Raw genomic sequence first — 26,424 nt, forward strand, 5'->3', positions numbered from 1 at the left:
ACACCCCCGAGACGATCGCGGTGATTGGCGTCTCCGAGCGGCGCTCGTCGGCGATCGCATAGGCAGCCTTAACGTGGGCAATGCCAATCACATCGTCGATGTCTTCGGCGTACACCGGGAAGCGCGAGAACCCGCTCTCGGTTGCGGCGTCGAGAACGTCCTGGGCGGTCGCGGTGTTCGGGAGCGCGATGACACGCACGCGCGGCGTCATCACGGCGTCTGCGGTGCGGTCTGAGAACGTCAGGGTGCGGTGCAGCATGTCGGCGTCGTTCGCGTCGAGGAGCCCCTCGGTGGCGGAGCGGCGGATCAGGTAACCGAGCTCCTCGGCGCTCCGGGCAGCGGACAGCTCCTCCTTCGGCTCGATGCCAAAGGAGCGGATTACCCGGTTGGCGGTGCCGTTGAAGAAGAGGATCACGGGCTTCAGCACGAACGTGAAGGCGAGCTGGAACGGCACGACGATCTTCGCGGTGGCCAGGGGAACGGCGAGCGCGAAGTTCTTCGGCACGAGCTCGCCGATGATCATCGAGAACAGGGTCGCGAGCACGATCGCGACGACGGTGCCCACTGCGGGGACGATCCCCGCGGGAATGCCGATGTTGCCGAGCGGCTCGCGCAGCAGCGAGCTGATCGCGGGCTCGAACGTGAAACCCGCGAGCAGCGTCGTGAGGGTGATGCCGAGCTGTGCGCTCGACAGGTGTGTCGAGGTGACCCGCAGCGCGGAGATCGTGGGGCGCAGGCCCTTCTCTCCCTGGGCCTGGCGGCGTTCAAGCTCTGCGCGGTTCAGGTTGACGAGCGCAAACTCTGACGCGACGAAGAAGCCCGTGCCCACGGTGAGGATCACGCCGATGATGATGCCCCAAGTATCCGAAATCAATGCTCACCTCCTGTTCGAGCCGCTGCACGCGGCCGGGTCGAGGTGAGCCTGGGTCTATGACAATCATCCATACATCGATCATAGAAAACGGTGAGGGGGGTAAAACTGAGATTTCGCCTCGAACCGAGCAACTCCACAGCAGGGCGAGGGTGAAGGAGCCCTCCGCGGCCGCAGGTGCGCGCTCGGTGTCGCGCGGGGTTTCGCCCCGTCATCCTCTCTGCCCCTATTAATCCAGACCGACTCTCGCACGGCCCGAAAACGGGTCGGAATGGATTAAACGGGGGTTTTAGGATTCGAGGGGCGTCACGCGGGAGTACGGCGTCGTGGGCGGTTGCAGGACCGTGGGGTGCTGTGATCGCGGACACACACACACACCGCGCCAGCTCACACCGGGATGCGCCTCGCGCCCGCGCCCGTGTCGCCGAGCTCGTCGTCGGGGTTGAGCAGCGAGCACGCCTTCATCGAGAGGCACCCACAGCCGATGCAGCCCGTGAGCTCCTTCTCGAGCTGCTCGATGCCGCGCCTGCGCTGCTCGAGGACCTTCTTCCACTCGCGGGAGGCCCGCTGCCAGTCTTCGTGCGAGGGCGGGCTCGACAGTGGCACGTTCTCGAAGGCGGTGCGCACATCTTCGAGGGGGATGCCAAGGCGCTTCGCGACGGAGATGAGCGCGACGCGGCGCAGCATGTAGCGGGGATATCGCCGCTGGTTGCCGGTGGTGCGCTGTGAGGCGATGAGTTCGAGGCGCTCGTAGTAGTGCAGCGCCGAGACTGGCACCCCGGTGCGGCGGCTCATCTCGCCGACGGTGAGGAGCTCTTCGGGGGAGTGCAGCTGTTCCATGAGTACCTCCGACACGCGGCCACTTGACCTCAACCTTACTTGAGGTTTTAGCATAGCTCATGGGCCTCCACAGAAGAGGCTCAGAGCGAGACGAGGGGGATAGCCGTGACGTACGTCATTGCGCTGCCGTGCGTAGACCTGAAAGACCGAGCCTGCGTCGACGAGTGCCCGGTTGACTGCATCTATGAGGGCGATCGGATGCTCTACATCCACCCCGATGAGTGCGTCGACTGCGGGGCCTGCGAGCCCGTGTGCCCGGTTGAGGCCATCTATTACGAAGACGATCTGCCTGGCGAGTGGCAGGACTACTACGCCGCAAACGTTGAGTTCTTCGACACCGTAGGATCCCCCGGCGGCGCCGCGCGCACCGGCCCCATCCCCGGCGATCACCCGCTGATTGCGGCGCTACCACCCCAGGAGAGTGTGCTCGCATGACCACCCAGAGCCCCGACGACCGCGCCGGCCAGAGTACCGGCCACCGCACCGTCGCCATCATTGGCGCGGGCCCCGCCGGCATCTATGCCGCAGACATGCTGCAGACCCGCGACGAACACGTACAGATCGACCTGTTCGAGAAGCTCCCGGCACCGTACGGGCTCGTGCGCTACGGCGTCTCGCCCGACCATCCGCGCATCAAGAAGATCCAGGACTCGCTGCACGAGGTGCTCGACAACCCGCGTATTCGCCTCATCTGCAACGTCGAGGTCGGCGCTGCCGGCGGCGGCGCTCCCGGTGTCGGCGCTCCCGGTCACGGCACTGTCGGCGCTGTCGGCCCCACCGTCACGATCGAGGAACTGCGCGAGGCCTACGACGCGGTCGTGGTCGCGACGGGTGCCGACCGCGACGTCGAGCTGGGGATCGAGGGCGCAGAGCTGCCAGGATCCTTCGGCGGGGCAGACTTCGTCGCCTGGTACGACGGCCACCCCGACGCCCCCACCGAGTGGCCGCTCCAGGCGGAGTCTGTCGCGGTGATCGGCGCCGGAAACGTCGCCCTCGACGTCGCCCGCATGATCATCTCGCACCCGGCGGCGCTTGCCGAGACCGACATTCCCGACCACGTCGAGCGCGCGTTCGAGCAGAACCCGGTGCGCGACCTCCACATGTTCATTCGCCGCGGCCCCGCAGACGTGCGCTTCTCGCCGATGGAGCTGCGCGAGCTCGGATCGCGCGAGGACGTCGACGTGATTGTGGATCCCGCCGACATGCAGCTCGATGCCCACGGCGAGCGCATGGTCGCCCAGTTCAACCAGCGCAAGATCATCATGCGGACGCTCAATGAGTGGGCAGACGTAGACCCCGCGAGCCGCACCGCGTCGCGCCGCGTGCACCTGCACTTCTACCAGCAGCCTGCGCGCATTCTCGGGGAGACCCGCGTGACCGGCATCGAGCTCGAGCGCACCGCCCCCGACGAGCTCGGCCGCATTTCAGGCACGGGCGAGACACTGCAGCACCACGTCGGCGCGGTCTACCGGACGATCGGCTACCGTTCCACCCCCGTGCCAGGCGTCCCGTTCGACGACACGAGCGGCACGATCCCTGACCGGGCGGGCCGCGTGCTCGACGCGGCGGGCGAACCGGTCCCGGGCCTGTATACGACGGGGTGGATCAGGCGCGGCCCCGTCGGCCTCATCGGCTCCACGAAATCAGACGCATCGGAGGCGATCGCGAGCCTGCTGGTCGACCTCGACGAGCGGGACGCGCGCGAGGAACGCGAGGGACGCGCGGAACGCACAGAGAGCGTGTCAGCCGACCGTGCGCGGGCGCTGCGCGAGCGACTCGAGGGCACCGTCGTCGCGGGCGCCTTCGTCGCGGGCACCGTCGACTGGGGCGGCTGGCTACGGATCGACGCCGCCGAGCGCAGCCTCGGAGCTGAGCGAGGTCGCGAGCGCACCAAGATCGTGCACCGCGGCGAGCTCCTCACACACGCACACGAACAGGAGAAGACTCGATGAGCACAGCACTCACCCAGGTGATGCAGGATGCCGCGACGGCGCACGCCGCAGAGCTCGCGGACGACTTTAAGCGGGCGTTCCGCTTCCACCCGGCGGGCGTCGCGCTCATCACTGCGGCGACCCCGGAGGGGCCGGTCGGGCTCACTGCGTCGAGCGTCGCCTCGGTCTCGGTCGATCCCGCCGCTCTCGTCTTCTCGGTTACCCGTACGACTGGCAGCGCCGGCCTGATTCTCGCCGCCGACTCGTTCCTTGTACACCTCCTCGACGCCCGGCACGCGGGCATCGCCCAGCAGTTCGCGGTCTCGGGCGGCGAACGCTTCACCCAGGAGCAGGGCTGGACGACGCTGCCGACGGGCGAGCCGCACCTCGCGGGTGTGAGCGCCGCGCTCAGGGCGCGCTCGCTGCAGCAGACCGCGGTCGGCGGATCGATGCTCGTGATCGCCGAGGTCCTCGAGATCCACGCGGCGCCAGGCGAGCCCGAAGCTAGCAACGCGATGGCGTACCGCGATCGCGCCTTCACCAGGCTCGGCGAGCGCATCTAGCTGCGAGAAACGGCCCGCATCGCCACCTCAGACCGCGCCGTGAACACATGCCGCGTCGCCAGCACAGACCGCGCCGTCAACACAGACCAACTCACTGTCAACGAAAGGAACACTCACATGTCCGTTTACACTCTTCCCGATCTGCCCTACGACTACTCGGCGCTCGCGCCGCACATCTCGGGCCGCATCATGGAGCTGCACCACTCGAAGCACCATCAGGCCTACGTGACGGGCGCGAACACCGCGCTCGAGCAGCTCGCCGAGGCCCGCGACTCGGGCAACCTTGCGAACGTGAACAAGCTGGAGAAGGATCTTGCCTTCAACCTCGGCGGACACATCAACCACTCCATCTTCTGGGAGAACCTCTCGCCGAACGGCGGCGGCGACCCCGAGGGCGAGCTGCTCGAGTCGCTCGGCTCGCACTTCGGCTCGCTCGAGCAGTTCCGCGCCCACTTCACCGCGACCGCGATGGGCGTGCAGGGTTCGGGCTGGTCGGTGCTCGCGTGGGATGAGTTGGGCAAGCGCCCCGTCATCTTCCAGCTGTTCGATCAGCAGGGCAACGCGCCGCTCGGCGTCACCCCGCTGTTGCAGCTCGACGTCTGGGAGCACGCCTACTACCTCGACTACGAGAACGTGCGCGCTGACTACGTGAAGGCGTTCTGGAACCTCGTGAACTGGGACGACGTCGCTCGCCGCTTCGCAGCGGTCCAGAAGTAACCACGGACGTCATCCACCCGCCCAGACCGAGCGCGGCTGCCCCAGCGGCGGCCGCGCTCGGTCCATTCCCGGAGCGGCATACACGAGGGAGACACGCATGTCGATCATGATCATTGGCGCGAGCCGTGGGCTTGGACTCGCCCTCGCCGATGGCCTTGCGGCGGCAGGCCACCGGGTTGTTGGCGTCGCCCGTACGGTACCTGACGGCAGGGCGGGGTGGATCGCCGCAGACCTCGCCTCGCCCGCCGCGGCGGCGCGCACGATAGCCGAGGCCGCCCCCGAAGGCCTCCGCACGGTGGTCTGGAACGTCGGCGTGTGGGAGCACACTGCGTTCACCGATGCATATGTGTTCGCGCACGCCGGGGCGTCTGCCGCACCAGGAACAGCAGTCGACACGGCAGCAGCCGACGCGGAGATCGAGACCCTCATCCAGACGAACGTGACGGCGGCGATCCTCGTGCTCCGCCGGCTGCTCCCGCGGCTGCTCGAACACCCGAACCCCCGGATCATCATCACCGGCTCCACCTCCGGCCTGCGCGGCAGCGGCCGCCCCGAGGTCGCCTTTGGGGCCTCGAAGTTTGCGATCCACGGCATCGCCGACGCGCTGCGCGAAGGCTACCGCGAGGACCAGCTCGGGGTCACGACGCTGCAGCTCGGCTACCTCAACACAGACGACGGCCTCGACGTTCCGGCCGGCGTTGCGGCCCAGCGCGGGGCAGGAATACTTGTACCCGTGCACGACGTCGTGCGGATCGTGCAGACGATCCTCGAACTGTCGCCCGCCGCATTCGTGCGCGACCTCACGCTCCCGGCGATCCTCGACGACCGCTTCTAACCGGCGACCAAGATGCGGCACCGGCACGGCCGCTACCCACGCTGCCGCCACCGCCACCGTGACCGCCGCCACCGGCTCCGCCGCCACTGCCAGCAAACTCTCAGGCTGCCGTCGCCGGACCGAACCGGCCCGTGCCGAGAGCCTGTCCGGCGCCGTGGAGAGTGTGTGTATCGCGGCCCAGAGCGGGCCCGCCGCCAGCTTGGCTGAGCGAGAGGAGCACACCCGTGTCGAGACTTCCCCGAGAGACCTACGTCTCCCCGCAGCGCAACGGCTATCCCAACCATCCGACGGCCGTGATGCGGCGGCGGCGAATGGGAGCCATCGTGATCGTGACGTTCGTTGCAGTCGCCATCGCCGCTGGCGTCGGCCTCTCCCTCATCGCAGGCGCTGCGAAGCTGCCCGGGGTCGCGAGCGCGATGCCGGGAGCCGCAGCGGCACCCGCCGACGGCGAGACCGGGGAGATCAAGATCACGGATCCAATCTCGCCGTTCGACAACGAGCACCCGGCCGTGAGTCGGCTCGACCCCACGGTGCGCGAAGCGATTCAGGCCGCCGCGGCAGATGCCCAGGACGACGGAATTGAGATCCTCCTCACCTCAGGCTGGCGCAGCGCCGACTATCAGGCAGGCCTGTTGGAAGACGCGATCGCCGACTACGGCAGCGAGAGCGCCGCGCGGGAGTTCGTGAGCACGCCTGAGGGTTCGAAGCACGTCACGGGCGAGGCCGTCGACATCGCGCGCGTCGACCCAGCGCTCTGGCTTGAACAGTACGGCGCAGAGTACGGGCTCTGCCGCGCGTTCGTCAACGAGAGCTGGCACTTCGAGCTGCTCACCGAGCCCGGCGGCGAATGCCCCGTCATGCTCACCGACGCGAGCGAGACACCGTGAGCGTCACGGGGGAGCGGCTCTCCGAACTCTACGTCGACCGCAACGCCGTCGCGCGCAACGCACAGTTCTTCCGCCGGATCACCGGGGTTCCGGTGATGGCGGTCGTGAAGGCTGACGCGTTCGGGCACGGCGACGTCGCGCAGATCGCGCTCGAGAACGGGGCGACGTGGATCGGGGTCGCAAGCATCCCGGAGGCGCTCGCGCTTCGTGCCGACGGTATTGCTGCGCCGATCCTCAGCTGGCTGAACCCGGTGAACGCCGCGTGGGCGGACGCGATCGCGGCCGGCATCGACGTGGCGGTCACGAGCATCGAGCAGCTGTACGCGATCGCCGCTGCCGCTGAGCGGAGCGGCACCGCCGCCCGCGTCCACCTGCACCTTGACGTCGGAATGAGCCGGGACGGTGCTCCGAGCGAGATATGGTCGGTGCTCTGCGTCGCCGCCCGCGAGCTCGAGAAAGCCGACCGGATCGACGTCGTCGGGATCATGGGCCACCTGTCGAACGCGGACGACCCTGACCACGCGCAGAATGACACGGAGCGGCTGCGGTTTGCGAACGGCGTGCGCGCGGCGAGGCGGCGCGGGCTCACCCCGCGCGAACTCCACCTTGCCGCGTCGGCGGGTGCCCTGCACCGCCCCGACATGCGCTTCTCGCTGAGCCGTGTCGGCGCGGGCCTGTATGGCATCGATCCCGCGGGCCGCGCAGACCTCGCATCAGCGCTCACCCTCACCGTCCCGGTCGCGCAACTCCGGGAGGTACACGCGCACCAGGGGGTCGGCTACGGGCACGATCACGTGACCGGCGAGGCGACGACACTCGCGGTGCTGCCCATCGGATACGGCGACGGGCTGCCCCGGGCAGCCCAGGGGCGCGCAGAGGTGAGCATCCGGGGGCAGCGGCTGCCCATCGTCGGACGGATCTCGATGGATCAGATCGTCGTCGATGTCGGGCAGCACCCGGTCGAGCTCGGCGACATCGCCATCGTGCTTGGCCCAGGCGACCGGGGCGAGCCGACGGTGCGCGATTGGGCATGCTGGGCGGGCACGATCGAACACGAGATCGTCACGCGAATTGGAGTACGGCGCAGTAGGGTGCTGCGAACCGCAGATGAAAGGTGGGCACGATGAGTGCAACAACACAGGTCTTAGTCATAGGCGGCGGCGCGAACGCGGAACACGACGTTTCCGTCGGATCGGCGGCGGCCGTGCGCGAGGCGCTCAGCGCGAGCGGGCACCGGGTGACCGGCCTCACGATCCGCCGCGACAGCGAGTGGGAGACACTCGCGGGGGAGCGGATCGGGATCGCGGAGGCGATCCAGCGCATGCGCGACAGCGACGTCGTCTTCCCCGCGCTGCACGGCGAGAGCACCGAGGATGGCACCGTGGCAGGGTTTCTCGAGTGCGTCGGCGTCCCGTACGTCGGCTCGGGGGTGCGATCCGGCGCGCTCGCGATGGATAAATGGGCCTCGAAGCTCATCGCGGAGCAGCTCGGCGTCGCGACCGCACGCGGCGTGCTCATCGACCGCGACAGCGTCTACGGCGATCCAGCGCAGCTCCCGCTGCCGCTCGTGGTGAAGCCGGTCGCCTCCGGCTCCAGCTACGGTGCCGCGCGCGTCGAGAACAACGACGCACTGGCGGCCGCGATCGCCGAGGCGAAAACCATCGATAGCCGCGTGCTCATCGAGGAGTTCGTCGTGGGCCGCGAGATCGATGTCGCCGTGCTGCGTCTGGCGAGCGGGGAGATCCGCATTCCGCCGCCACTCGAGATCGGCAAGGGCACGGAGGAGATGTTCGACACCGCGCTCAAATACGATGCCGAACCGAATTTTCTGCTCCCCGCGCAGGTCACCCCGGCGGTCGGTGCTGACCTCAGGCGCGCCGCCCGCGCGATCTATGAGGCGCTCGGGTGTGAGGGCGTCGCGCGCGTCGATTTCTTCGTGCGCGGCACGGAACTCGTGTTCAATGAGATCAACACGATGCCCGGAATGACCGAGCACTCGCAAGTGCCGCGTATGTTTGCAGAAGACGGCGTCTCGTTTGCCGAGCTCACCGCGATGCTCGTCGAGTCGGCGTCTGCGCGGTACACCCGCACAACCTAGGGAGTGGCATGCTGAAGATTCTCGTCGTCGAGGACAACCCCGAGCTCGCGCAGGCCTATCGGCTCGCGCTGAGCCAGCGCGGCCACGACGTGCAGATCGAGGGCACGGGTGCCGGTGGGGCACGCGCCGCGATCGCCGACGCGCCTGACGTCGTGCTCCTCGACCTCATGCTGCCCGACATCGATGGGTTCAGCGTGTGCCGACACATCCGGCAGGACTCAGACGTGCCGATCATCATGCTCACGGCACGCGACGACGACGGCGACGTGATCGGCGGGCTCGACTCGGGTGCCGACGATTACGTGGTGAAGCCCGTGTCACCCGGGGTGCTTGAGGCGCGCATCCGTGCGGTCATGCGGAGCCGTCGGCCCGCGGTCACCGACCCCGAGGCGGCGACCGCACTCGAGCACGGCGGGTTGCGCGTCGACCTCGCCTCGCTCGTGGTCACCCGCGATGGCGTCGAGCTCGAACTGACGCCGAACGAGCTCCGGCTGCTCATGGCGCTGCTCGAGCACCAGGGGCAGGTGCTCAGCCGCGAGCAGTTGCTCGAGCTCGCCTGGGGCTCAGCCGAGGCGCAAGACCTGCGGCTCGTGAACGCGGCCGTGCAGCGGCTGCGAGCGAAGATCGAGGTCGACCCCGGGAACCCGCAGCTGTTGCACACGGTTCGCGGCTTCGGATACCGGCTCGGATGATGGGCAGCAAATGGCGCCCGAACCTGCGCACCCGCATTACGATCGCGGTCGTTGCGGTCGCCGTGGGGGTCGCGGCGACGACCGCGGGCGCGCTCGTGTGGAACGCGCGATCCATCATCTTGGAGTCGAAGCAAGAGGCTATCTACGAGGTGCTGAGGTTTGAGACGAAGGCAGCCGTGTCGGCGCTGCCTGAGTCGCCCAGCGTCGCCGACCTTGCCTACGCCGCTGAACAGTTCTCCGTGCCAGCAGTGCTCATCAACCTCGAGACGGGTGAGAGTGGTGGGACGTTGCCTGTCGAGCAGGTGCCGCAGTACCTCATCTACCAATTGGGCCCCGACGACGGCTTCTCCGCCTACGAACGCTCGACCCAGTACGGCTTTCTCTCGTTCATCGCAGGGCTGAGCATGACCACTGGGCCCGGCGGCGACAGGATCGGGGCGTTCGGCATGTTCAACATGCAGAGCCAGCAAGACGAGATCGACCGGCTCGTCAACCTGGGCGCACTGATCGGCACAGTGTTTGTCGTGGCCGCGGCGATCATCGGATTGCTCGTGGGCCGGCAACTCGGCCGGCCGCTGCAGCAACTCGTCGATGTCGCAGATGGGCTCGGAGATCGCGAACGGCCTCCGGTGAAAGATACCGATTACCCGGATGTGAACGCGGTGCTCGACGCCATGCGGCACTCGGCCGAGCGGCTCGACACCACGATCGAGCAGCTCGAACAGAGCGAGGCGACCGCCCGGCAGCTCGTCGCGGACGTCGCCCATGAGCTGCGCACCCCGCTGGCCACGCTCGTCGCGGTGTCTGAGATTCTTGCGGACACGGAGGCCGCGACCGCGCAGGATCGGCAGGCCGCAGGCGCAATCGCCGCCCGCAGCGCCACTCACCTCGCGGCGCTCACCAACGACATCCTGGAAATGTCACGGTTCGACTCGGGCAAGAGCGAGGTCGCTGCGCGCCAGTTCGACGTCGCCGAGATGTGGCGGGAGCTCACCGAGCTGCGGCAGTGGGAGGGGGTGAGCTTCGAGCTCACCGGCGGGCCGCTCGTGAAGACCGATCTCGTGCGGCTGAAACTCATCGTCACGAACCTCGTGACGAACGCGCTCCGGCACGGTGAGGCACCCGTCGAAGTGACGATGGCTATTCACGCCAATGAGCTCATGCTCGAGGTCTCCGACGCCGGCCCCGGGATCGCCCCCGAACACGCAGACCAGGTGTTTCACCGCTTCTACAAGGCGAGCGAATCCCGGTCGGACGGCGACAGCAGCGGCCTCGGGCTTGCGATCGTGCGCGAGAACGCGCGCGTGCTTGGCGGCGACGCGTGGCTTACGCAGCGGGGTGGAACGGTGTTTCACGTGCGGATCCCGGTCGCCAGGTAAGCCGGGCAGATTGTGCACGATGTGAGCGCTCGTGGGCGACCCGACTGATTTACGGCCACGACCGTAGCGCTTCACGGTGCCTATTGGTGCCTTTGTAGTGAATCGTGCACGATTCTGCGAATCTGTCGTATGCTCGTGTTCGAGGGAACGGGGGAGCACCTCCCGCCGCAGCGCGCACGTCAGCGCCGCCCGAAACGCTACCGAAGGAACCCCATGTCGATCATCACCCAGGCCACCGCACGCCTCGTTGACATTCCCGTTGAGACTCTCCGCACCGACGCGGTCCAGAGCTTCCAGTCGCAGGAGACGATCTTCGTCGACCTGGTCGCCGCCGACGGCTCCGAAGGCCGCGGCTACACCTACACGATCGGCACGGGCGGATCCGCGGTGCTCGCGCTGCTGCGCGACGTCTTCCTCCCGCAGCTCATCGGCATGGACACGCGCCGCACCGAGCACATCTGGAACACGCTGTTCGCCTCGACCCGTGCGACCGCGCCCGGGGCAATCACCTCGCTCGCGCTCGCGGCGGTCGACACCGCGGTGTGGGATCTCAACGGCAGGCGCGAGGGCAACCCGCTCTGGATCGCCGCAGGCGGCTACACCCACGAGCTCGCCTGCTACGACACCGAGAACGGCTGGCTCCACATCTCCACCGACGAACTCGTCGCGGGAATCGTTGCCGTGAAGGAGGGCGGAATGCGCGCCGCGAAGGTGAAGGTCGGCAAGCCCACCGTGCAGGGCGACGTCGAGCGACTGCGCGCCGTGCGCGAGGCCGTGGGCGACGACTTCGAAATCTTCGTCGACGCGAACCAATCGTTCACCGTGCCCGAGGCGATCCGCCGCGCCGCCGCCTTCGCCGAGCTCGGTATCGGCTGGCTCGAGGAGCCCCTGCCCGCCGACAACGTTGCGGGTCACGCGCAGCTTGCACGCCACAGCGCCGTGCCCATCGCCGTAGGTGAGACGCTCTACTCGGTGAAGCAGTTCCAGACCTACGTTGACATGGAGGCCGCCTCGATTCTGCAGGTGGACGTGGCGCGGGTCGGCGGCATCACGCCCTGGCTGAAGGTCGCCCACCTCGCGGAGGCCGCGAACCTGCCGGTCGCCCCACACTTCCTCATGGAGCTCCACGTGAGCCTGGCGTGCGCGATCCCGAACGGCGGCTGGGTTGAACACATCCCGCAGCTGCGCGCGGTAACCCACAACGGGCCTGTGCCCGTGAACGGGGTCATGCAGGCACCTGCGACCCCCGGGCTCGGCATCGACTGGGATGAGGCGCAGCTTACGCGCCTGACCGTCGCGACTGCTGGCGCGGGGAGTGGCTCCGTGGCTGGCACAAACTAGCCGGGTGAGCTGGGGGAGCGGTCGATACGATAGGCGTCATGGCTGAGCTGCGCGCATACTCCGATTCGACGTCGGCCGGTGGGGTCACCGAGCAGGTCTATCAGGCGTTGTTTCAGCTCGTGATGGAGCTCGACATCGCCCCGGGCGCGCGCATGGTCATCGACAAGATCGCAGCCGACCTCGGGGTTTCATCTACCCCGGTGCGCGAGGCGCTCGCCCGACTGGAAACCCAGGGACTCGTGACGAAGGAACCGAAGCGCGGCTATTTTGCGACGCAGATCATGAGCGCTGAGGAGTTCGCCGACCTCTGGGAGTTCCGGCTACTCATCGAACCGCAGGCGGCCGGCCGAGCCGCGGCCCGCGCCGGCCAGGCAGGGGTCGCGCGGCTCGGCGAGGAGATTGCGGGCATTCAGCGGGCGAAGTTTCTCGATGACTACTCGTCGATGACGCAGTTCCGCGAGCACGACCGTCGGCTCCACGACCTCGTGCTTGAGCTCGCCGGCAACGCGCACGCGCGCAAGGCCATCGCGCAGGCACACATCTACAATCGAATGCTGCGCGTGCGCTTCCAACCTGTCGACGGCTACCACGCCGTCCAAGAGCACGCGGAGATCGTCCGCGCCATTGCTGCGGGCGACGAAGCGATTGCGGAGCAGGCGATGCGCGACCACGTCGGGGCGTCATATCAGCGACTGCAGGGCTTCGTGCGCTGATCCAATGCTGATCGTGCGCTGATCCAACGCTGATCGTGTGCTGATCGTGCGCCGATCCCGATCGATGCCGCTGCGGTACTCCATCCCTAGCGCGCAGCCGCGGCCCCCATCGATACTGCCCCGCTGCGGCTAATCGAGCCGCTCGAGAATGGTCGCGTTCGCCATCCCGCCGCCCTCGCACATCGTCTGCAGGGCGTAGCGGCCACCGCTGTCCCTGAGCGCGTGCACGAGCGTCGTCATGAGCCTCGCCCCGCTCGCACCGAGTGGGTGGCCGAGTGCGATCGCGCCGCCGCGCACGTTCACCTTCGTGAGGTCGGCTCCGGTCTCCTTCGCCCAGGCGAGGACGACGGGTGCGAAGGCCTCGCTCACCTCAAACAGGTCGATGTCGTCGATCGAGAGGCCAGCGCGTTCGAGTACCTTCTGCGTCGCCGGGATGACCGCGGTGAGCATGTAGACCGGATCCGCCCCCGCAATCGCGAAGCTATGCACTCGCGCGAGCGGCTTCAGCCCGAGCTCCGCGGCCTTCTCGCTCGTCATCACCATGATCGCGGCGCTGCCGTCGCTGATCTGGCTCGCCGAGGCCGCGGTGACACTCCAGTTGATTTGCGGGAACCGCTCAGCCATCTTCTCGTTCACGAACGCGGGCTGGAGGGTGGCGAGCTTTTCGAGGGTGCCCCCTGCACGAATCCCCTCGTCGTGGGCGAGCCCCGCAATCGGGGCAAGCTCCGCATCGAATGCGCCCGAGCGGGTCGCAGCATCCGCCTTCGCGTGCGAGCTGAGCGCGAAACGGTCCATGTCTTCGCGAGAAATACCCCACTTGGCGGCGATGAGCTCCGCTGAGTACCCCTGGTCAATGAGGCCGTCGGGGAAGCGCTCGGCGAGTCCTTCGCCATCGATGTCGGCGGCACCCGCGACGGAGGCACCCATCGGCACCCGGCTCATCGACTCGACACCGGCGGCGATCGCGATGTCGTATGCGCCGGAGATAACGCCCTGCGCGGCGAAGTGGAGCGCCTGTTGGCTGCTGCCGCACTGCCGGTCGATAGAAGTTGCCGGCACCGAGTCGGGGAATCCCGCCGCGAGCACCGCACGCCGCGTCATGTTGCCGCCCTGCTCGCCGACCTGGCTGACCACACCGCCAATGACGTCGTCGACGAGGGCAGGGTCGATCCCGGTCCGCTCGATAAGCGCGCGGAGCGTGTGCGCGAGCAGGTCGACCGGGTGGACCTCGGCGAGGGCACCGCCAGGGCGGCCCCTCCCGACGGGCGTGCGAACTGCTTCAACGATGACTGCGTCTCTGAACATGCTGTCCTTTCAGCTTCTTTGCCTGGCTTGAGCTTACGACGTGCGGGCGGGCCGCACGAGCCTGAGTTGTCTTGCTTCGACGAGGTGCGCGGCGTCCTCGCCCCACACGTTGATCGTTTCCGTCACCCAGCCTCCCGGGGTGGCCCCGGTGGTGGTCGCCTCGATGAGCACCCAGGGTGAGGCGGCGCGCTTCCCGCTGAAGTGGGCGGTGAGCTCCACGGTTGGTACGGGGAGCGGTGCTGGCAGCACCGCCGCATACGAGGGGGCGAGAGCGTCCACCAAGAAGAGCAGCCGGAGCTCGTCTGGGGCAAGGTCGTCCTCGGTCATCCGCACCCACGCGGTGAGCTTGGGCTCCGCGCCGCCTGCGAAGGGGCGGTTCCCGCCGAGTGCGCGAATCTCGGTGTGGCCGCTGATCGGCACGAACGCCGGCGGCGGGCGAAAAAGCTCGCCGTCTTGCCAGCCCGGAACGCGCGGCGCGGCCGGGGCGAATCTCGGGGCGGGGGAGTCTCCGTCGAGGCCGAAGAGTGCGGTGGCACTCGCGAGCGGAGCGGATCGGTCGTCGCCATTCGCGTCACGCGCGTCGCCACCGCCGGCTTGCAGGCTCGCGCTGAGTGCGCGGGTGCTGCGGGTGGCAGCGTCCTGGGTGACGTCGACGGTGAAGCTGTCGCGGACGGCGCGGTGGAGCCGGCCGGTCACGCTCTGGAGCCTGAAACCCTGTTCAGAGGTGCGCGCCGCGAGAATCTGCGCTGGCTGACCCGTTGGTTGGCTCGCTGGAAGGCCCGCTGGCTGGTCCGCTGGTGAGTCTGTCGTCGCGGCTGCCCTCATTACTGCGGTCATGTCCGCCGTCATCGCCGCCAGCGCGAGTCCGCCGTGCACGCCGCCGAAGCCCCAGAGCTGCTGCGGGGCGGGGCGCACCCCGTCGGTCGAGGTGGCGAGGAACTCTGCGATTGGAAAGAACTCCTGGGCCGTTGGGGAGGGCTCCCGAGCTGTCTGGAAAGGCTCCCGAGCAGTCGCTGGGCGATCCTGAGCTGCGCTTCCGGGCGACGCCGCCCGTGGCTGACTATGTTTAACCATAGTGAGAGCGTACGATGCTCACTATGGTTTAGGCAAGTCAGGTAGTAGAATTGCCCCATGTCCGTCACTCTTGCAGGCCCGCTCGCTGACAGATCCGCCTGGAGCACTGAGGAGTGTTCGATCGGCAAAGCGATGGGAGTTGTGGGCTCGCGCACTGCAATGCTCCTGCTGCGGGAGGCCTTCTACGGCACCACGAGGTTTGACGATTTTGCCGAGCGGGTCGGCGTGACCGATGCCGTTGCAGCGACTCGTTTGAAACAGTTGGTAGAGCTCGGAGTGTTCGAGAAGCGCCCCTACCGGGAGCCCGGGCAGCGTACCCGCCACGAGTACCTCCTCACTCAGATGGGGCGTGACCTGTTCCCCGTCGTCGCCGCGCTCATGCAGTGGGGCAACGCTCACCTGCAACACAGCGGTGGTCCGCTCGCCCTCGTCGAACAGGAGACCGGCGAGCCTGTCGCCGTGCGGGCGGTGACCGCAGCAGGGCGGGCGCTCGATGTTGAGGACATCGGCGTGCGGATCAACCTCGACTGGCTGAGGCACAGCGACTAGTCGGGCTCTTCACAATTGTGGGTGTGCTCCGGAGCCGTCAGTAGGGCCTCGAACGTGTGCAATCACAGCGAGCATTCCCCTGAATGTACCGGCGTCCGCAGCATCCATCCGGCTGCGGGGAGCTGCGAAATATGCTCAGCCCGGGCCCGCACCCTCAACGGCAAGGGCGCGAAGCGCCCGCGGCAGCCCTGCCCACTGCCCCCAGCCCCCTGCCCCCGCACTCACGTCAAACGCCGCCGCTCTAGACCCCTCAGTCCCTGCACGAATTCTCAAACCCCTCGTTTAATCCATTCCGACCCATTTACGGCGGCCGCAGGGGTCGGTCTGAATAAATAGGGTCGGAGAGGAGGCCGGGTGCGACCCGCGAGTCCCCCGCAGGCACCGGGTGAACCCCGCGAGAGAGGGGCGCACCCCTCAGGTCTGAGGAGCCACCAATCCCGCCTGCGGAGTCGGTGGCCAGCCTCCGCACGGCGCTTCGCCATCTCCTGGTCAGTTCGCGCCAAGGAGCCAGTGTTTCGTGCGGGGTGTCGGGCCCAAACTGACCACCAGTGGGGCGCGCGGGCGCGGGGTACGCGACTGCCGGGCTAGAGCAGCGAATCCAGTAGGTCGCGGCTGGTGACGGCCTCACCGCGTCTGATCCGAGCAACAAGGAAACCAATGCCGGTCAGCAGGCTTGCGGCGGCGAGCAGCAGCAAAAAGGTATCGCCGGAGATCGCGGTTACTGTCAGCGTCGCCAGGGTGAGCAGCCCCATGCCGGCGTGACCGAGGAGTTCTGAACGGGTGAAGCTACGCCCGGAGTTTGTTTGGCGCTGACGGGCCCACAGGGTGACAGCGAACACTGAGGCGAAGCACACCGCTGCAATAGCGGCAGCTAGCCAGTGGCCTTGGAACCCGAACACCACGCCAAATACGAGGAATGTTGCGCCATAGGCTGCGGCGAGTAACCATTGCGCAGACGCAGACGCAGACGCAGACGCAGACGCAGACGCAGACGCAGACGCAGACGCAGACGCAGACGCAGACGCAGGCGTGGCCTCATCATCGCGCGCTGGCCCGGCAGCATGCGCTGGCCCGGCGCCGAGTGCCTGCCGCGCATCGTGTGCCTCTCGGGCATCCTCGGTGGTGTCCGCCATGCGGCCAGACTATCCCGCGAAGCCTCACGCTTCTGGTCACTTTGTGCCACAGATTCAGCGGTTCGCTCGGTGGGGCGTGCCAAAACTGACCAGGACTCGGTGTCAACAACTCCGAGCCAACAACCCCAAGCCAACACTCCGCACCAACACTCCGCGCCAAAGCGGGGGAGCTGGGCACCCCAGCTCATGCGCTACTGGTGATTTCGTGGCGGCGAAGTGGCAGACGCCCGCGCATCCGCGTGAGGATCGAGCATGCACCTTCCCGTCTCGAAAGAAAGACCTCCCATGCGCACACACCACTCACTCATCGCCTCGCTGCTCGTTGCCGGCGCTGCCGCTCTGAGCCTCACCGGCTGCAGCTCCGACCCCGCGGCAAATGAGGTCGCCGCGTGCGACGCTTACGCTGGGTTCGCGGAGTCGGTCGCGGCCGCTAAGACGACGCTCGCGAACGAGCCGACCGTTGGCGAGATCACTGAGGCCCGTGACAGCGTGCAGGGTGCCTACCAGCAGCTCGGTAAGTCGCTCGAGTCGGTCGCTGCGGACCGGGCAAAGGCCCTCGAGGACGCCGTGGCATCGTTCAACTCCGCGGTTGAACAGATTGACACTGATATGACCGTGCCCGAGGCAGTGAAGTCGCTCGCCGGTGAGTTCCAGGCGCTCGAGCAGGCCGATTTCGGCGTCGATGAGGCGCTGAGCTGCAGCTAACTGCGCACGCGGCACCAACACGCATGCCCTCGTGGTCGCCCAGAAAACTGGGTGATCACGAGGGCACAGCTGCGCTCGCGCCGGGCAAGATCCGCCGGGCAAGATCCGCCGGGCAAGATCCGCCGCGCGAACCGCACCCGGCGAACCGCACGGGGCGAACCGCGCCGGCTAGACCTGCGCGTTCTGCAGCGCGTGCTGCTTGAGCGAGGCGAACTCTTCGGCGGTGATGCTGCCGGATTCGAGCAGCGCCTGCGCCTTCGCGATCTCATCGGCCGGGCTGCTGCCCGCGACGGAGCGGATGTACTCCTCGGCCGCCTGCTGGCCCTCGGCCGCGCTCTTTGCGCCCCGCTCGGACATGCCCTCGCCGCGAGCGATGATGTAGACGAGCGACGTCAGCAACGGAACGAAGACGAGGAAGACGAGCCAGAGCGCCTTCCACCAGCCGTTGAGGTGCTTGTCACGGAACAGGTCGGTGATGATCGCGATGAGCGCGTAGAGCGCCGCGATAAAGACGAATGCCCAAAAGAACACGGTGATGATGTTCCAGAGTGAATCCCAAAAACTCATGGGTGATCTCCTAATCGTTGAATGAAATGCATGGATGGTGGATCGAAAGGCAGCCGTTCGCCTACTCGCGCGCCGCCCAGCGTTCGGCGGCGGCGACGGCATGCCTGAGAGAGTCGCCCACGGCGGGGGTCGCGAGGAAGACGCGCTCGGCCCCGATGCGGGCGAGTACACCGGTCACGGCAAGCTGTTCGCGCACCTTGCCGGTGACGCCGACGAGCATGAGCGCGCCGCCGGCCGTGGCGAGCTGGCCGGCGTACTGGTCGAGGATCTTGATGAAGGTGCTGCCGAGCTCCTCCTTGCCTCGCAGCCGGATGATCACGACGGTGTTCTGGGCGTCGGCCGGCACGCGCGGCAGCTGCGCTTCGAACACGGGGGCCGCGGCGAAGAACAGGCTGCCGTAGGGCGCGAGGACCACGAGCTCGCCGGGGGCGAGGGTCGTGGGCGGCGCGGTTTCGCGCGGCAGTGGGTTGTCGCCCTCGAATACCCAGCGGCGGATCGTGATTCGGTTCGACTGCCGAGCGATGTGCAGAATCACGGCGAGCCCGACCCCGGTGAGCACGGCGTACTGCAGCGGGATGATGAGCGTGAGTACGAAGGTCACGGTGAAGACGGCGGCCTGGATCGGGCCTGTCCGCCACACCATGAGGATGTCGTGCGGCTTGAAGGTGCGGTATCCGACGAGGATGAGCAGCCCGGCGAGCGCCGGCATCGCGATGAAACCGATCGCCGGCCCGAGAGCGAGGATCGTCACGGCCATGACCGCCCCGGCGACGAGGTTCGCGAGCGCGCTTTTTGCCCCGGCTGCCTTCACGAGGGCCGTCGCCGACATGGAGCCGCCGACGGGCATGCCCTGGAAGAGCCCTGCGGTGAGGTTCGCAATGCCCTGGCCGCGGAAGTCGGCGGAGGGGTCGGGGTAGCGGCCGTCGGGGTTCGGGATCGAGCCGCTCACGGCCGCGCCCTGCACGAGGCCGACGAGCGCGAGTGACAGTGCCGGAACGATGAGCGGCAGCACGAGGCTGAGGTCTGGGAGGAGCACCCCAGGGAGCGCGTTTGGCACTTCGGCGATGCTTGACACGAGCTGCACGGGGCTGCCCGGCGCGACGAGGCCGAGCAGGGCGGCGAGCCCGGAGGTGACGACGATCGCGACGACCATCGCGAGCGCCCCGAGCCGGGTGCGTTCGAGCAGCAGGATGAGGGCCACGGTGGTCACCCCGACGAGTAGGGAGGGCCACGAGAACTCGAAGACGTGCAGCACGGTGTCGAACGCCTTGAGTATCCGATTCGACCCGCTGCTCTCGTACCCGGTGAAGTTGTCGAGCTGGCCGAGCACGATGCTGATCGCGACCGCGTTGATGAAGCCCACGAGCACGGCCGTCGGAATGAACCTGACGAGCGATCCGAGCTTGGCGATCCCGAGCGCGAGCATGATGACGCCGGTGAGCAGCGCGAGCGTGGCGAGCGCGCGCCCGGCGTCGGCGCCCGACTGGGTCTGCGGGACGTCGGAGATGACGACGGCCATCGCGCCGGTGGCCTGCACCGTCATGAACGCTGAGCCGGTCGCGAGGGCCCCGCCGACGGTTCCGGCGAGGTAGCCGTAGAGGCCGTGGAGCGGGTTGACGCCTGCGAGGAGGCCAGCGGCGAGGCCATCGGGCACGCTCTCGACGCCGAGCACGAGCCCTGCTTTGAGGTCGCTGCCAAGGGTTTTCTTGCTGCCGAAGCGGCGCAGATAGGTTCTGCTCGACCGCTGCAACGACTCAAACCGCGAACTCATCGGGCTGACACCAGCGCTTTCTTTCTTGGGCTTAGTACGGTCACCGTTTAGCGTGCCGGATCGCGTCGCGGAGGCGATAGCGAATTGGTGGGTTTTCATCAACTGCGGATGATCCGCGCGAGCCCGGGGCGCGGGAGGATGGAAGCGCCGCGACCGCTGATCCGTGAGGAGGGATGACGATGGTGGCCTCCCGCGCCCAGGAATCCCAGCTGCTGAGCTGGGTGAGGATCCCCGGTGGGCGTTTCCTCATGGGCTCATTCGACTTCTATGCCGAAGAGGCACCGCAGCACGAGCGCTCGGTGGAGCCGTTCGAGATGGCCGCGACGCCCACTACGAACGATGAGTTCGCTGCTTTCGTCGCCGACACGGGCTATGTCACGGTCGCGGAGCGGCCCCTGAGCGAGAGCGACTTCCCGCACCTGGGCGCAGCGCGACGCGCGCCTGGTTCGTTGGTGTTCGCGCCGACTGACGGGCCGGTCGACCTGCGTGACTGGCAGCAGTGGTGGACGTGGACGCCCGGCGCGCAGTGGCGTCACCCGCTCGGGCCCCTGAGCGATCTTGTCGGGCGGGGATCCCACCCGGTCGTGCAGGTCGCGTACGCCGATGCGCGGGCCTACGCGGAGTGGGCCGGGGCGCGGTTGCCGACCGAGGCCGAGCACGAGTTCGCGGCGGCGGGCGGCGCGGTGCCGGGCCCGTATGTGTGGGGGAGGGATCGGGATCCGGCGGGCGTGGTCATGGCGAACACCTGGCACGGCAGATTTCCCTACCTGAATGCGGGGGCGAATGGCTGGGTGGGGACCTCCCCGGTAGACTCGTTTCCCGCGAACGGGTATGGCTTGTTCGACGCCATCGGCAACGTGTGGGAGTGGACGAGCGACCTCTTTACGCCGTCGCACGCGGGCCGGGGTGGCGAGGAAGTAGCGCACGGGGCGGGGACCCTGAGCCGGGTGATCAAGGGTGGATCGCACCTGTGCGCGCCCGAATACTGCCTGAAATATCGACCGGCTGCGCGTTCGCCCCAGCAGGAGGACTCCGCGACGAGTCACATCGGCTTTCGCTGCGTCAGGCCGGCTCGGTAGCGCCGCGCCTCCCGGTCGCGTCTCCCGAGGGCCGCAGCACATCAGTATGCTGGTTCCCGGAAGGGGGGAACTATGGCGACACAGTGGACTCCCTCTGCATGGTTTCTCGTCACCCCGCCGCAGCCGAAACCGGGCACGATCCACCGCCGGCGTCTCGACGCGGCGCTCGAATCGGTCCGCGACCGCGGGCAGATGGCCGTGCTCATGGCACCCTCCGGTTTCGGCAAGACGACCGCGCTCGCGACGTGGGCCGCCCACACCGAGCGCCCCGTGGCCTGGCTCACCCTGACCCGGCACGACGATACCGCGCAGCAGGTGCTCGCCGGGGTGTTCAACGCCCTGCAGCGCATGGCGCGCGAGACGCCCGACCTTGAAACGCTGCTCGACATCGTGCCGGATCCCACTGATCTTTCCCTCATGCTCGAACGCATGACGCGTGCGCTGCAGGCGCTCCCGCGGCAGGTGGCGATCGTCATCGACGACGCGCACTTGGCGACGCCGGCGCTTGCTCAAGACATCGTCGCGGTGCTCAGCGAGTATTCCGGTGGCAACGTCTTCGTGGTCATCGCCGGAACCCACGAGCTCGACGGGTGGTTCAACGCCCAACTCGCGACGGGCGTGGCCGCGCTGCTCGGCCACGAGGCCTTCGCGATGACCGAGGCCGAGATCTTGGAGCTGGCGGAGCTATCTGGGCCGTCTGGGCCGTCGGAGCCTGCGGGGCCCTCGGGGCAGGGGCCGGGAGACGGGGAATCGGTGCGCACGCAGGCGATCCTCGAGGCCACGGACGGATGGCCGGTCGCGATCCGCCTCATGCTCAACGTCCCGGGAACGGGGAGCGGCCGCGATGAGACAGCGCTGCCCGACGGCGACCTGCTCGCCGAGTACATCGCCCGCACCGTGCTGCAAGATCTCCGGCCAGAGCTCGTCGAGTTTATTCTCGCGGTGACGACCTGCTCGCGCGTGAGTGCCGACCTCGCCGCGGCGCTCTCGGGCCGCGAGGATGCCGCAGCGCTGCTCAACGAGTGCGTGCGGCAGGGGCTGTTCATCGACCGCTTCGTCGACGGCGATCGGGATCCGGTCTACCGCTGGCACGAGGTGTTCGCGAGGCACTGCCGCATTGCGGCGGGCGGTGCCGGGCGGGAGCGCGTGCGCGAGCTCAACCTCATCGCCGCCCGCTGGCTCACAGCAATGTTTCCGATCGAGGCGACGGTGCACGCGATGCGTGCGGGGGACCCGGGGCTGGCAGCAGACATTATCCGCGCTCACTGGGTGCCGTTGCTCATCGAGTCCGGGGCCGCGGCGCTCAACGCGCGCTGCCTTGCGCTGCCCGACGCCTGGGCGCGCGACCCTGAGATCCTGCTCATTCGGGCGAGCTGCCTCGACGTGCAGGGCGATTCGAGCACGGCAAAGATGCTGTTCGCGCGTGCGACCTCCGTGATCGAGGCCGCTGGCGAGACCGCGGGCGAGACAGCCAGCGAGGCCGTGGGCGAAGCAGGGTCGGGTCCGGGGGAGCCAGAGGCTCGGCCGCGTGAGAAGCTGCTGCAGACCCGATCCTTCGCCGAGCTCTTTCTCGCCCATGATCACCCCACGCTCGCCGTCGCGGCCGACCGGGTACGCGAGGTGCTCCACACGGCGAGCCTCGACCAGAAGACGCAGACGCACGCGCTCTTCCTGCTCGGGTGGGTGGAGCTCAGGCTGCGCCGCGACCCTGCGGGGGCGGTGCAGCTGCTCGCCTCCGCGCACCGCTCTGCCACGGCGGCCGGGCACCACAAGGTCGCGCGGCGAGCCACGCAGAACCTCATGTTTGCCTATGCCTTCGGCGGCCACTTCACGGCCGCCAGGCAGCTCGCCGCCGAGTCCGAATCCGACCGCGACGATTCACAGGAGTGGCAGCACTACGACGCGGGCATCGAGTACGTGGCCCGCGGCCTCATCGACTTCTGGCAGAACGACCTCGTCGCGGCTGAGGCGCAGTTTCGCGCCCTCATCGAGCAGGGCGGCCACGACACGTCGTACACGGCGCTCGCGCGAGTGTTTTTCGCGTTGATCGCGGCAGCGTCTGGGGACGCCAGGCTCATCGCCGAGGCCACCCCGCACCTCGCGGGCATCAGCCTGACCGAGGCACACGGCGTGCCCTGGCCCGTCTACCGGGCGATCGCGGCGGCCACTCTCGCGGCAGCCTCAGGGGATTTCCCGCGGGCGCTCGCGGTGATCGAACCACTGAACGATGCCTCGTCGGTTCCGGTCACGAGCGTGCTCATGGCTGAGCTGTATCGTCGGGCCGGCCAGCCGAGCGCGGCGATGCAGGTGCTCAGCAGGATCCCCCGCCGCGAGCAGGTGTCGTTTGTGCGCACGAGCGTGCTCGTCACGAGCGCGGTGATCAGCCGTCATGCCGGCGACCGCACCCGCGCGCACCGGTACCTTGAGCAGGCGCTCGACCTCGCAGTGCCCGAGGGCATCGCCCGCCCCTTCGTCGCCAGCAGCGACGACCAGGCGCTGCGCGAACTACTCACCGAGCACGCCGCCTGGGGCACCGCGCACGAGGGCTTCCTCGCGGCGCGTCTCGCGAGTACCCCCGAGGGCGTCTCCCGCAACGAGGTGCTCGGCGTCGCGCTGTCGCGCCGCGAGCGCGAGATCCTCGGTTATCTCACGACGACAATGACGGCCGAGGAGATCGCCGCAGCGCTCCACGTGTCGGTGAACACGGTGCGCACCCACCAGCGCGCGATCTACCGCAAGCTCGGAGTGAACAACCGGCGCGAGGCGATCAAGATTCGGATCTGACCCGCTCGCCTTTCAGAGGCACCCGCACGTCGGAGCCACCCTCGGCGGTGAGCCGCGCGCGCATCTGGGTGACCGTCGGCTGCCCGACGAAGCCGCCCGCGACGAGCGCCTGGCCCTGCTTGAAGTCGGGCGAGCGCTGCAGTAGCTGCTCCGGGACAAAACCGAAGACCTCTCCGAGTTCAACGAGATCGCGCGGCGAGTTCATGCGCATGAGGCACAGGTTGTCGCACTGCGAGATGACGTTCGGGTGCACCTTTGTCGGGCGCTGGGTCGAGAGCAGCAGCCAGAGGCCAAACTTGCGCCCCTCCGCTGCGATCTGCACGAGCTGGTCGGTGAGCGCCCGCTCGACGGCGGTGACCGGATTCGGCAGGCACAGGTTGTGGGCCTCGTCGATGACGATGAGCACCGGGCGGCGCTCCTCTCGCTTCGCCCAGAGGTGCTCGAGCACGGCGAGCGCCGCGACCTTCGGCTCCGCGGGGTGCGAGAAACCACCGAGATCCATCACGGTCGCTCGGGGCCGCGCGTCGATCACGTCGGTGACTGATTCTTGGCCGAGGGCCCAGAGATCCCAATCGAGGGTCTGGAGATTCTCAATGCGGGTCCCGAGCGCTCGCTCGCCCGGGTGATCCGAGGCGCGCAGTGTCGCAAGGTAGTCATCGCCCCTGAACGTGCGGCCGTCGCCCTCCGAGCGGATGAGGACGTTGTATTCGTCGGCGTCGTGGATCGGGTCGAGCTGCAGCACCGCGGCCTTCGACGCAGCGGAAAGATCGGCGAAGCGCGCGTGGAGGCGCCCGTCCGCGCGTGCGGGAGCACTGTCGGGGGTACTGACGGAGGCACTGTCCTGGGCGCTGTCTCGCTCACTGCCGTGCGCATTCCCCGACCGCAACACCCGAATGTCGAGCGCTGCGATCTCCCGCGCCCCGGAGGCGTCGGACTCCGGGTGCGGGCTCGTGATGCGCGTGAAGTCGGCGTTGGGATCGAGGATCAACAGCGGCAGCTCAGTCTCGAGCAGCAGCTGTTCGAGTACGACGCCGAGCGCGTAGGTCTTGCCCGAGCCGCTCTGCCCGCACCAGAACGTGTGCCGGTTGAACTTCGCGGCGTTGAGTGAGACGTCGGCGGCAGGGGTGCCAGCGGCGGCGTCGGGTGCCGTGCCGGATGCCGTGTCGACGCTCGTGCCGATGCGCAGCTCAGTCATTGCTCTGCTCCTCGCTTGCCTGGGCCGCTACCCGGGTGATCGCGGGGATCACGTAGCTGCCGTCGATGATCTCGGTGCTCGGCTCGTACATGCGCAGGAGCGGACGGAAGGGGCCAGCGGGTGCGGGCAGCCAGTTCGCGAGCTTCACGGGGTCGGCCGGCCGGGTCGCGCTCATGAAGATGGTGAGAGAGCCGTCGTCGTTGTGCTGGAGCCCGGGCGTGCGATCCCCGATGGAGTAACGCTTGATCTCGTTCTCGACGAGGAAGAAATCGGGCATCGAGTACATCGTGAGCGACCAGAAGGCGCGCGCCGGTGGCATGGGGTCGAGCCGCAGCTCGTAGCTGTTCGCCCCGTCGAGCTGCTCACCGGTCTCGTCCACGTAGATGCTCGCGTAGGCGGCCTCGTAGGAGTGGTTTCCCCACAGCCCGCCGAGTGCGGCGGCGGCACGCATCTGGTACTTCTGCTCGGGCGGCACCGAGGTGAACAGGGGGGTGTTCACGGTGCCGACCTCGAAGAAATCGGTGTTGTAGTCGAAGAAATGGTAGGTGAGCTGCCAGCCGTTGACGACCGGCACATCGCCGGTGCGCAGGTAGTCGATGAGGGCGGCCTGGGAAGCGGCGAGCGCCCCGCCAAGCTCTGCGATGGTCTCGGCACTCGCTGCGAGGTACGGGCTCGCGCCGGTCTCGGTGATGCCGGTGGGCGCGAGCCCGTCGAGCACCGCGCGGTCGCTTACGGCGGGCGGGAACTCCTGCGACCAGACCCGCAGCTTCTCGAGTAGCTGCACCTCTGCCGGCACCGCGGCGTCGATCGCGGGGATCCCCGCAGGGGTGGCGGCGGGGTTGAGCGGGGTGAGCGAGGCCGCATCCTGCAGCCGGTGGACGGCGGGGAGATCGGCTTCGCCGTCGCACGCCCAGCGGCCAACGATCGAGGCGACCGTCGTGGGGCTGACGATCACCGTGGCGTCCGCGGGGGCAACACCCCCCCAAGCCGGGGGAACGATGAGGAAGCGGCCAGCCTCCGTGCCCGTGGCGCGGTGTCCGACGTAGGCGAAGTTGTTCGTCCACGCATCAACGAACTGGAGCACGTAGTAGCGCCCCGCGGTGTCCGGTACCTCCAGCATGACCGGGCCGACGCTGAGGTCGAGCTGCGCCATCGAGTAGACGGTGTCGTTGTTGATCGACACGAAGTTGTCGGCGGGACCAGCGAGCGCGCGCGCATGGCTGAAGGAGTTGAAGGGGGCAGCTGGGTTCGCGCCGACGCCCGTTTCGACGTAGCGCCCGACCTGGTCGAGGTTGAAGACGAGGGGGAAGCCGAAGATGAACGCCTGCTCCACCTGTGACTTGTCTGCCGTGATCATCACTAGCCCTGCTTTCCTGAATTCTGTTGCGAAACGGT

General features: G+C 68.1%; 25 protein-coding genes. 16 read left to right on the forward strand and 9 right to left on the reverse strand.

Going from position 1 to position 26,424, the window contains the following annotated elements; all coding sequences use genetic code 11:
- Nucleotides 1–874 (reverse strand): hemolysin family protein (locus ACI1US_RS12360; RefSeq protein ID WP_461640736.1); only part of this gene is annotated, 874 nt, incomplete at its 3' end.
- Between the two features lie 384 nt (nucleotides 875–1,258).
- Nucleotides 1,259–1,711, reverse strand: coding sequence for a redox-sensitive transcriptional activator SoxR (gene soxR, locus ACI1US_RS12365; RefSeq protein WP_461640737.1), 453 nt, complete (start codon nucleotides 1,709–1,711; stop codon nucleotides 1,259–1,261).
- A gap of 105 nt (nucleotides 1,712–1,816) precedes the next feature.
- On the opposite strand from soxR, the gene fdxA reads away from it, so the two are divergent.
- From fdxA to ACI1US_RS12425, 12 genes are all read left to right on the forward strand, one after another.
- Complete coding sequence (fdxA, locus tag ACI1US_RS12370) at nucleotides 1,817–2,146, forward strand: ferredoxin (protein WP_461640738.1); 330 nt, start codon at nucleotides 1,817–1,819, stop codon at nucleotides 2,144–2,146.
- A complete protein-coding gene (locus ACI1US_RS12375) occupies nucleotides 2,143–3,663 on the forward strand; it encodes an FAD-dependent oxidoreductase (RefSeq protein WP_461640739.1) in 1,521 nt (506 codons plus the stop codon). The genes fdxA and ACI1US_RS12375 overlap by 4 nt, the downstream gene beginning before the upstream one ends.
- Entirely contained in the window at nucleotides 3,660–4,205 is a 546-nt protein-coding gene (locus ACI1US_RS12380; protein WP_461640740.1) for a flavin reductase family protein, read from the forward strand. Before ACI1US_RS12375 ends, ACI1US_RS12380 begins: the two co-directional genes overlap by 4 nt.
- Nucleotides 4,206–4,322: 117 nt before the next feature.
- On the forward strand, nucleotides 4,323–4,922 hold the full coding sequence (locus ACI1US_RS12385; protein ID WP_461640741.1) for a superoxide dismutase: 600 nt from the start codon (nucleotides 4,323–4,325) through the stop codon (nucleotides 4,920–4,922).
- 97 nt (nucleotides 4,923–5,019) lie between these two features.
- Nucleotides 5,020–5,757, forward strand: a complete 738-nt coding sequence (locus ACI1US_RS12390; RefSeq protein WP_461640742.1) for an SDR family NAD(P)-dependent oxidoreductase — start codon at nucleotides 5,020–5,022, stop codon at nucleotides 5,755–5,757.
- Between the two features lie 224 nt (nucleotides 5,758–5,981).
- Complete coding sequence (locus ACI1US_RS12395; RefSeq protein WP_461640743.1) at nucleotides 5,982–6,644, forward strand: M15 family metallopeptidase; 663 nt, start codon at nucleotides 5,982–5,984, stop codon at nucleotides 6,642–6,644.
- Complete coding sequence (gene alr / locus ACI1US_RS12400; RefSeq protein ID WP_461640744.1) at nucleotides 6,641–7,771, forward strand: alanine racemase; 1,131 nt, start codon at nucleotides 6,641–6,643, stop codon at nucleotides 7,769–7,771. The genes ACI1US_RS12395 and alr overlap by 4 nt, the downstream gene beginning before the upstream one ends.
- Nucleotides 7,768–8,742, forward strand: coding sequence for a D-alanine--D-alanine ligase family protein (locus ACI1US_RS12405; protein ID WP_461640745.1), 975 nt, complete (start codon nucleotides 7,768–7,770; stop codon nucleotides 8,740–8,742). Before alr ends, ACI1US_RS12405 begins: the two co-directional genes overlap by 4 nt.
- An 8-nt stretch (nucleotides 8,743–8,750) precedes the next feature.
- A complete protein-coding gene (locus tag ACI1US_RS12410) occupies nucleotides 8,751–9,434 on the forward strand; it encodes a response regulator (protein ID WP_461640746.1) in 684 nt (227 codons plus the stop codon).
- Entirely contained in the window at nucleotides 9,431–10,813 is a 1,383-nt protein-coding gene (locus ACI1US_RS12415; protein WP_461640747.1) for an ATP-binding protein, read from the forward strand. Before ACI1US_RS12410 ends, ACI1US_RS12415 begins: the two co-directional genes overlap by 4 nt.
- Nucleotides 10,814–11,026: 213 nt before the next feature.
- Nucleotides 11,027–12,154, forward strand: coding sequence for a mandelate racemase/muconate lactonizing enzyme family protein (locus ACI1US_RS12420; protein ID WP_461640748.1), 1,128 nt, complete (start codon nucleotides 11,027–11,029; stop codon nucleotides 12,152–12,154).
- A gap of 38 nt (nucleotides 12,155–12,192) precedes the next feature.
- The gene (locus ACI1US_RS12425; protein ID WP_461640749.1) at nucleotides 12,193–12,867 is read left to right on the forward strand and encodes a GntR family transcriptional regulator; all 675 of its coding nucleotides are present in this window, start codon (nucleotides 12,193–12,195) and stop codon (nucleotides 12,865–12,867) included.
- 129 nt (nucleotides 12,868–12,996) lie between these two features.
- Here the strand turns inward: ACI1US_RS12425 and ACI1US_RS12430 are convergent, their stop codons facing one another.
- Both ACI1US_RS12430 and ACI1US_RS12435 read right to left on the reverse strand, forming a co-directional pair.
- The gene (locus ACI1US_RS12430; RefSeq protein ID WP_461640750.1) at nucleotides 12,997–14,172 is read right to left on the reverse strand and encodes a thiolase family protein; all 1,176 of its coding nucleotides are present in this window, start codon (nucleotides 14,170–14,172) and stop codon (nucleotides 12,997–12,999) included.
- A gap of 33 nt (nucleotides 14,173–14,205) precedes the next feature.
- Nucleotides 14,206–15,246, reverse strand: coding sequence for a thioesterase family protein (locus tag ACI1US_RS12435; protein WP_461640751.1), 1,041 nt, complete (start codon nucleotides 15,244–15,246; stop codon nucleotides 14,206–14,208).
- Nucleotides 15,247–15,303: 57 nt separating this feature from the next.
- On the opposite strand from ACI1US_RS12435, the gene ACI1US_RS12440 reads away from it, so the two are divergent.
- Complete coding sequence (locus tag ACI1US_RS12440; protein WP_461640752.1) at nucleotides 15,304–15,795, forward strand: winged helix-turn-helix transcriptional regulator; 492 nt, start codon at nucleotides 15,304–15,306, stop codon at nucleotides 15,793–15,795.
- Between the two features lie 584 nt (nucleotides 15,796–16,379).
- Here the strand turns inward: ACI1US_RS12440 and ACI1US_RS12445 are convergent.
- Nucleotides 16,380–16,928, reverse strand: coding sequence for a hypothetical protein (locus ACI1US_RS12445; RefSeq protein WP_461640753.1), 549 nt, complete (start codon nucleotides 16,926–16,928; stop codon nucleotides 16,380–16,382).
- A 285-nt stretch (nucleotides 16,929–17,213) separates the two neighbouring features.
- Here ACI1US_RS12445 and ACI1US_RS12450 point away from each other — a divergent pair, with 285 nt between their 5' ends.
- Nucleotides 17,214–17,633, forward strand: coding sequence for a hypothetical protein (locus ACI1US_RS12450; protein WP_461640754.1), 420 nt, complete (start codon nucleotides 17,214–17,216; stop codon nucleotides 17,631–17,633).
- Nucleotides 17,634–17,801: 168 nt separating this feature from the next.
- On the opposite strand, the gene ACI1US_RS12455 is transcribed toward ACI1US_RS12450, so the two are convergent.
- Both ACI1US_RS12455 and ACI1US_RS12460 read right to left on the reverse strand, forming a co-directional pair.
- Nucleotides 17,802–18,200: a PLDc N-terminal domain-containing protein gene (locus ACI1US_RS12455; RefSeq protein ID WP_461640755.1), complete on the reverse strand. Its 399-nt coding sequence runs from the start codon at nucleotides 18,198–18,200 to the stop codon at nucleotides 17,802–17,804.
- 61 nt (nucleotides 18,201–18,261) lie between these two features.
- Nucleotides 18,262–19,971: a SulP family inorganic anion transporter gene (locus ACI1US_RS12460; RefSeq protein WP_461640756.1), complete on the reverse strand. Its 1,710-nt coding sequence runs from the start codon at nucleotides 19,969–19,971 to the stop codon at nucleotides 18,262–18,264.
- A gap of 173 nt (nucleotides 19,972–20,144) precedes the next feature.
- Between ACI1US_RS12460 and ACI1US_RS12465 the strand changes: the two genes are divergently transcribed.
- The gene (locus tag ACI1US_RS12465; RefSeq protein WP_461640757.1) at nucleotides 20,145–21,050 is read left to right on the forward strand and encodes a formylglycine-generating enzyme family protein; all 906 of its coding nucleotides are present in this window, start codon (nucleotides 20,145–20,147) and stop codon (nucleotides 21,048–21,050) included.
- Nucleotides 21,051–21,122: 72 nt separating this feature from the next.
- A complete protein-coding gene (locus ACI1US_RS12470) occupies nucleotides 21,123–23,834 on the forward strand; it encodes a LuxR C-terminal-related transcriptional regulator (RefSeq protein ID WP_461640758.1) in 2,712 nt (903 codons plus the stop codon).
- Here ACI1US_RS12470 and ACI1US_RS12475 read toward each other — a convergent pair.
- Complete coding sequence (locus ACI1US_RS12475) at nucleotides 23,818–25,029, reverse strand: ATP-binding protein (protein ID WP_461640759.1); 1,212 nt, start codon at nucleotides 25,027–25,029, stop codon at nucleotides 23,818–23,820. The genes ACI1US_RS12470 and ACI1US_RS12475 overlap by 17 nt on opposite strands.
- Nucleotides 25,022–26,386, reverse strand: a complete 1,365-nt coding sequence (locus ACI1US_RS12480; RefSeq protein ID WP_461640772.1) for a DUF1254 domain-containing protein — start codon at nucleotides 26,384–26,386, stop codon at nucleotides 25,022–25,024. The genes ACI1US_RS12475 and ACI1US_RS12480 overlap by 8 nt, the downstream gene beginning before the upstream one ends.
- Nucleotides 26,387–26,424 lie beyond the last annotated feature (38 nt).

Source organism: Leucobacter sp. BZR 635 (assembly GCF_048061935.2).
GTDB lineage: Bacteria > Actinomycetota > Actinomycetes > Actinomycetales > Microbacteriaceae > Leucobacter.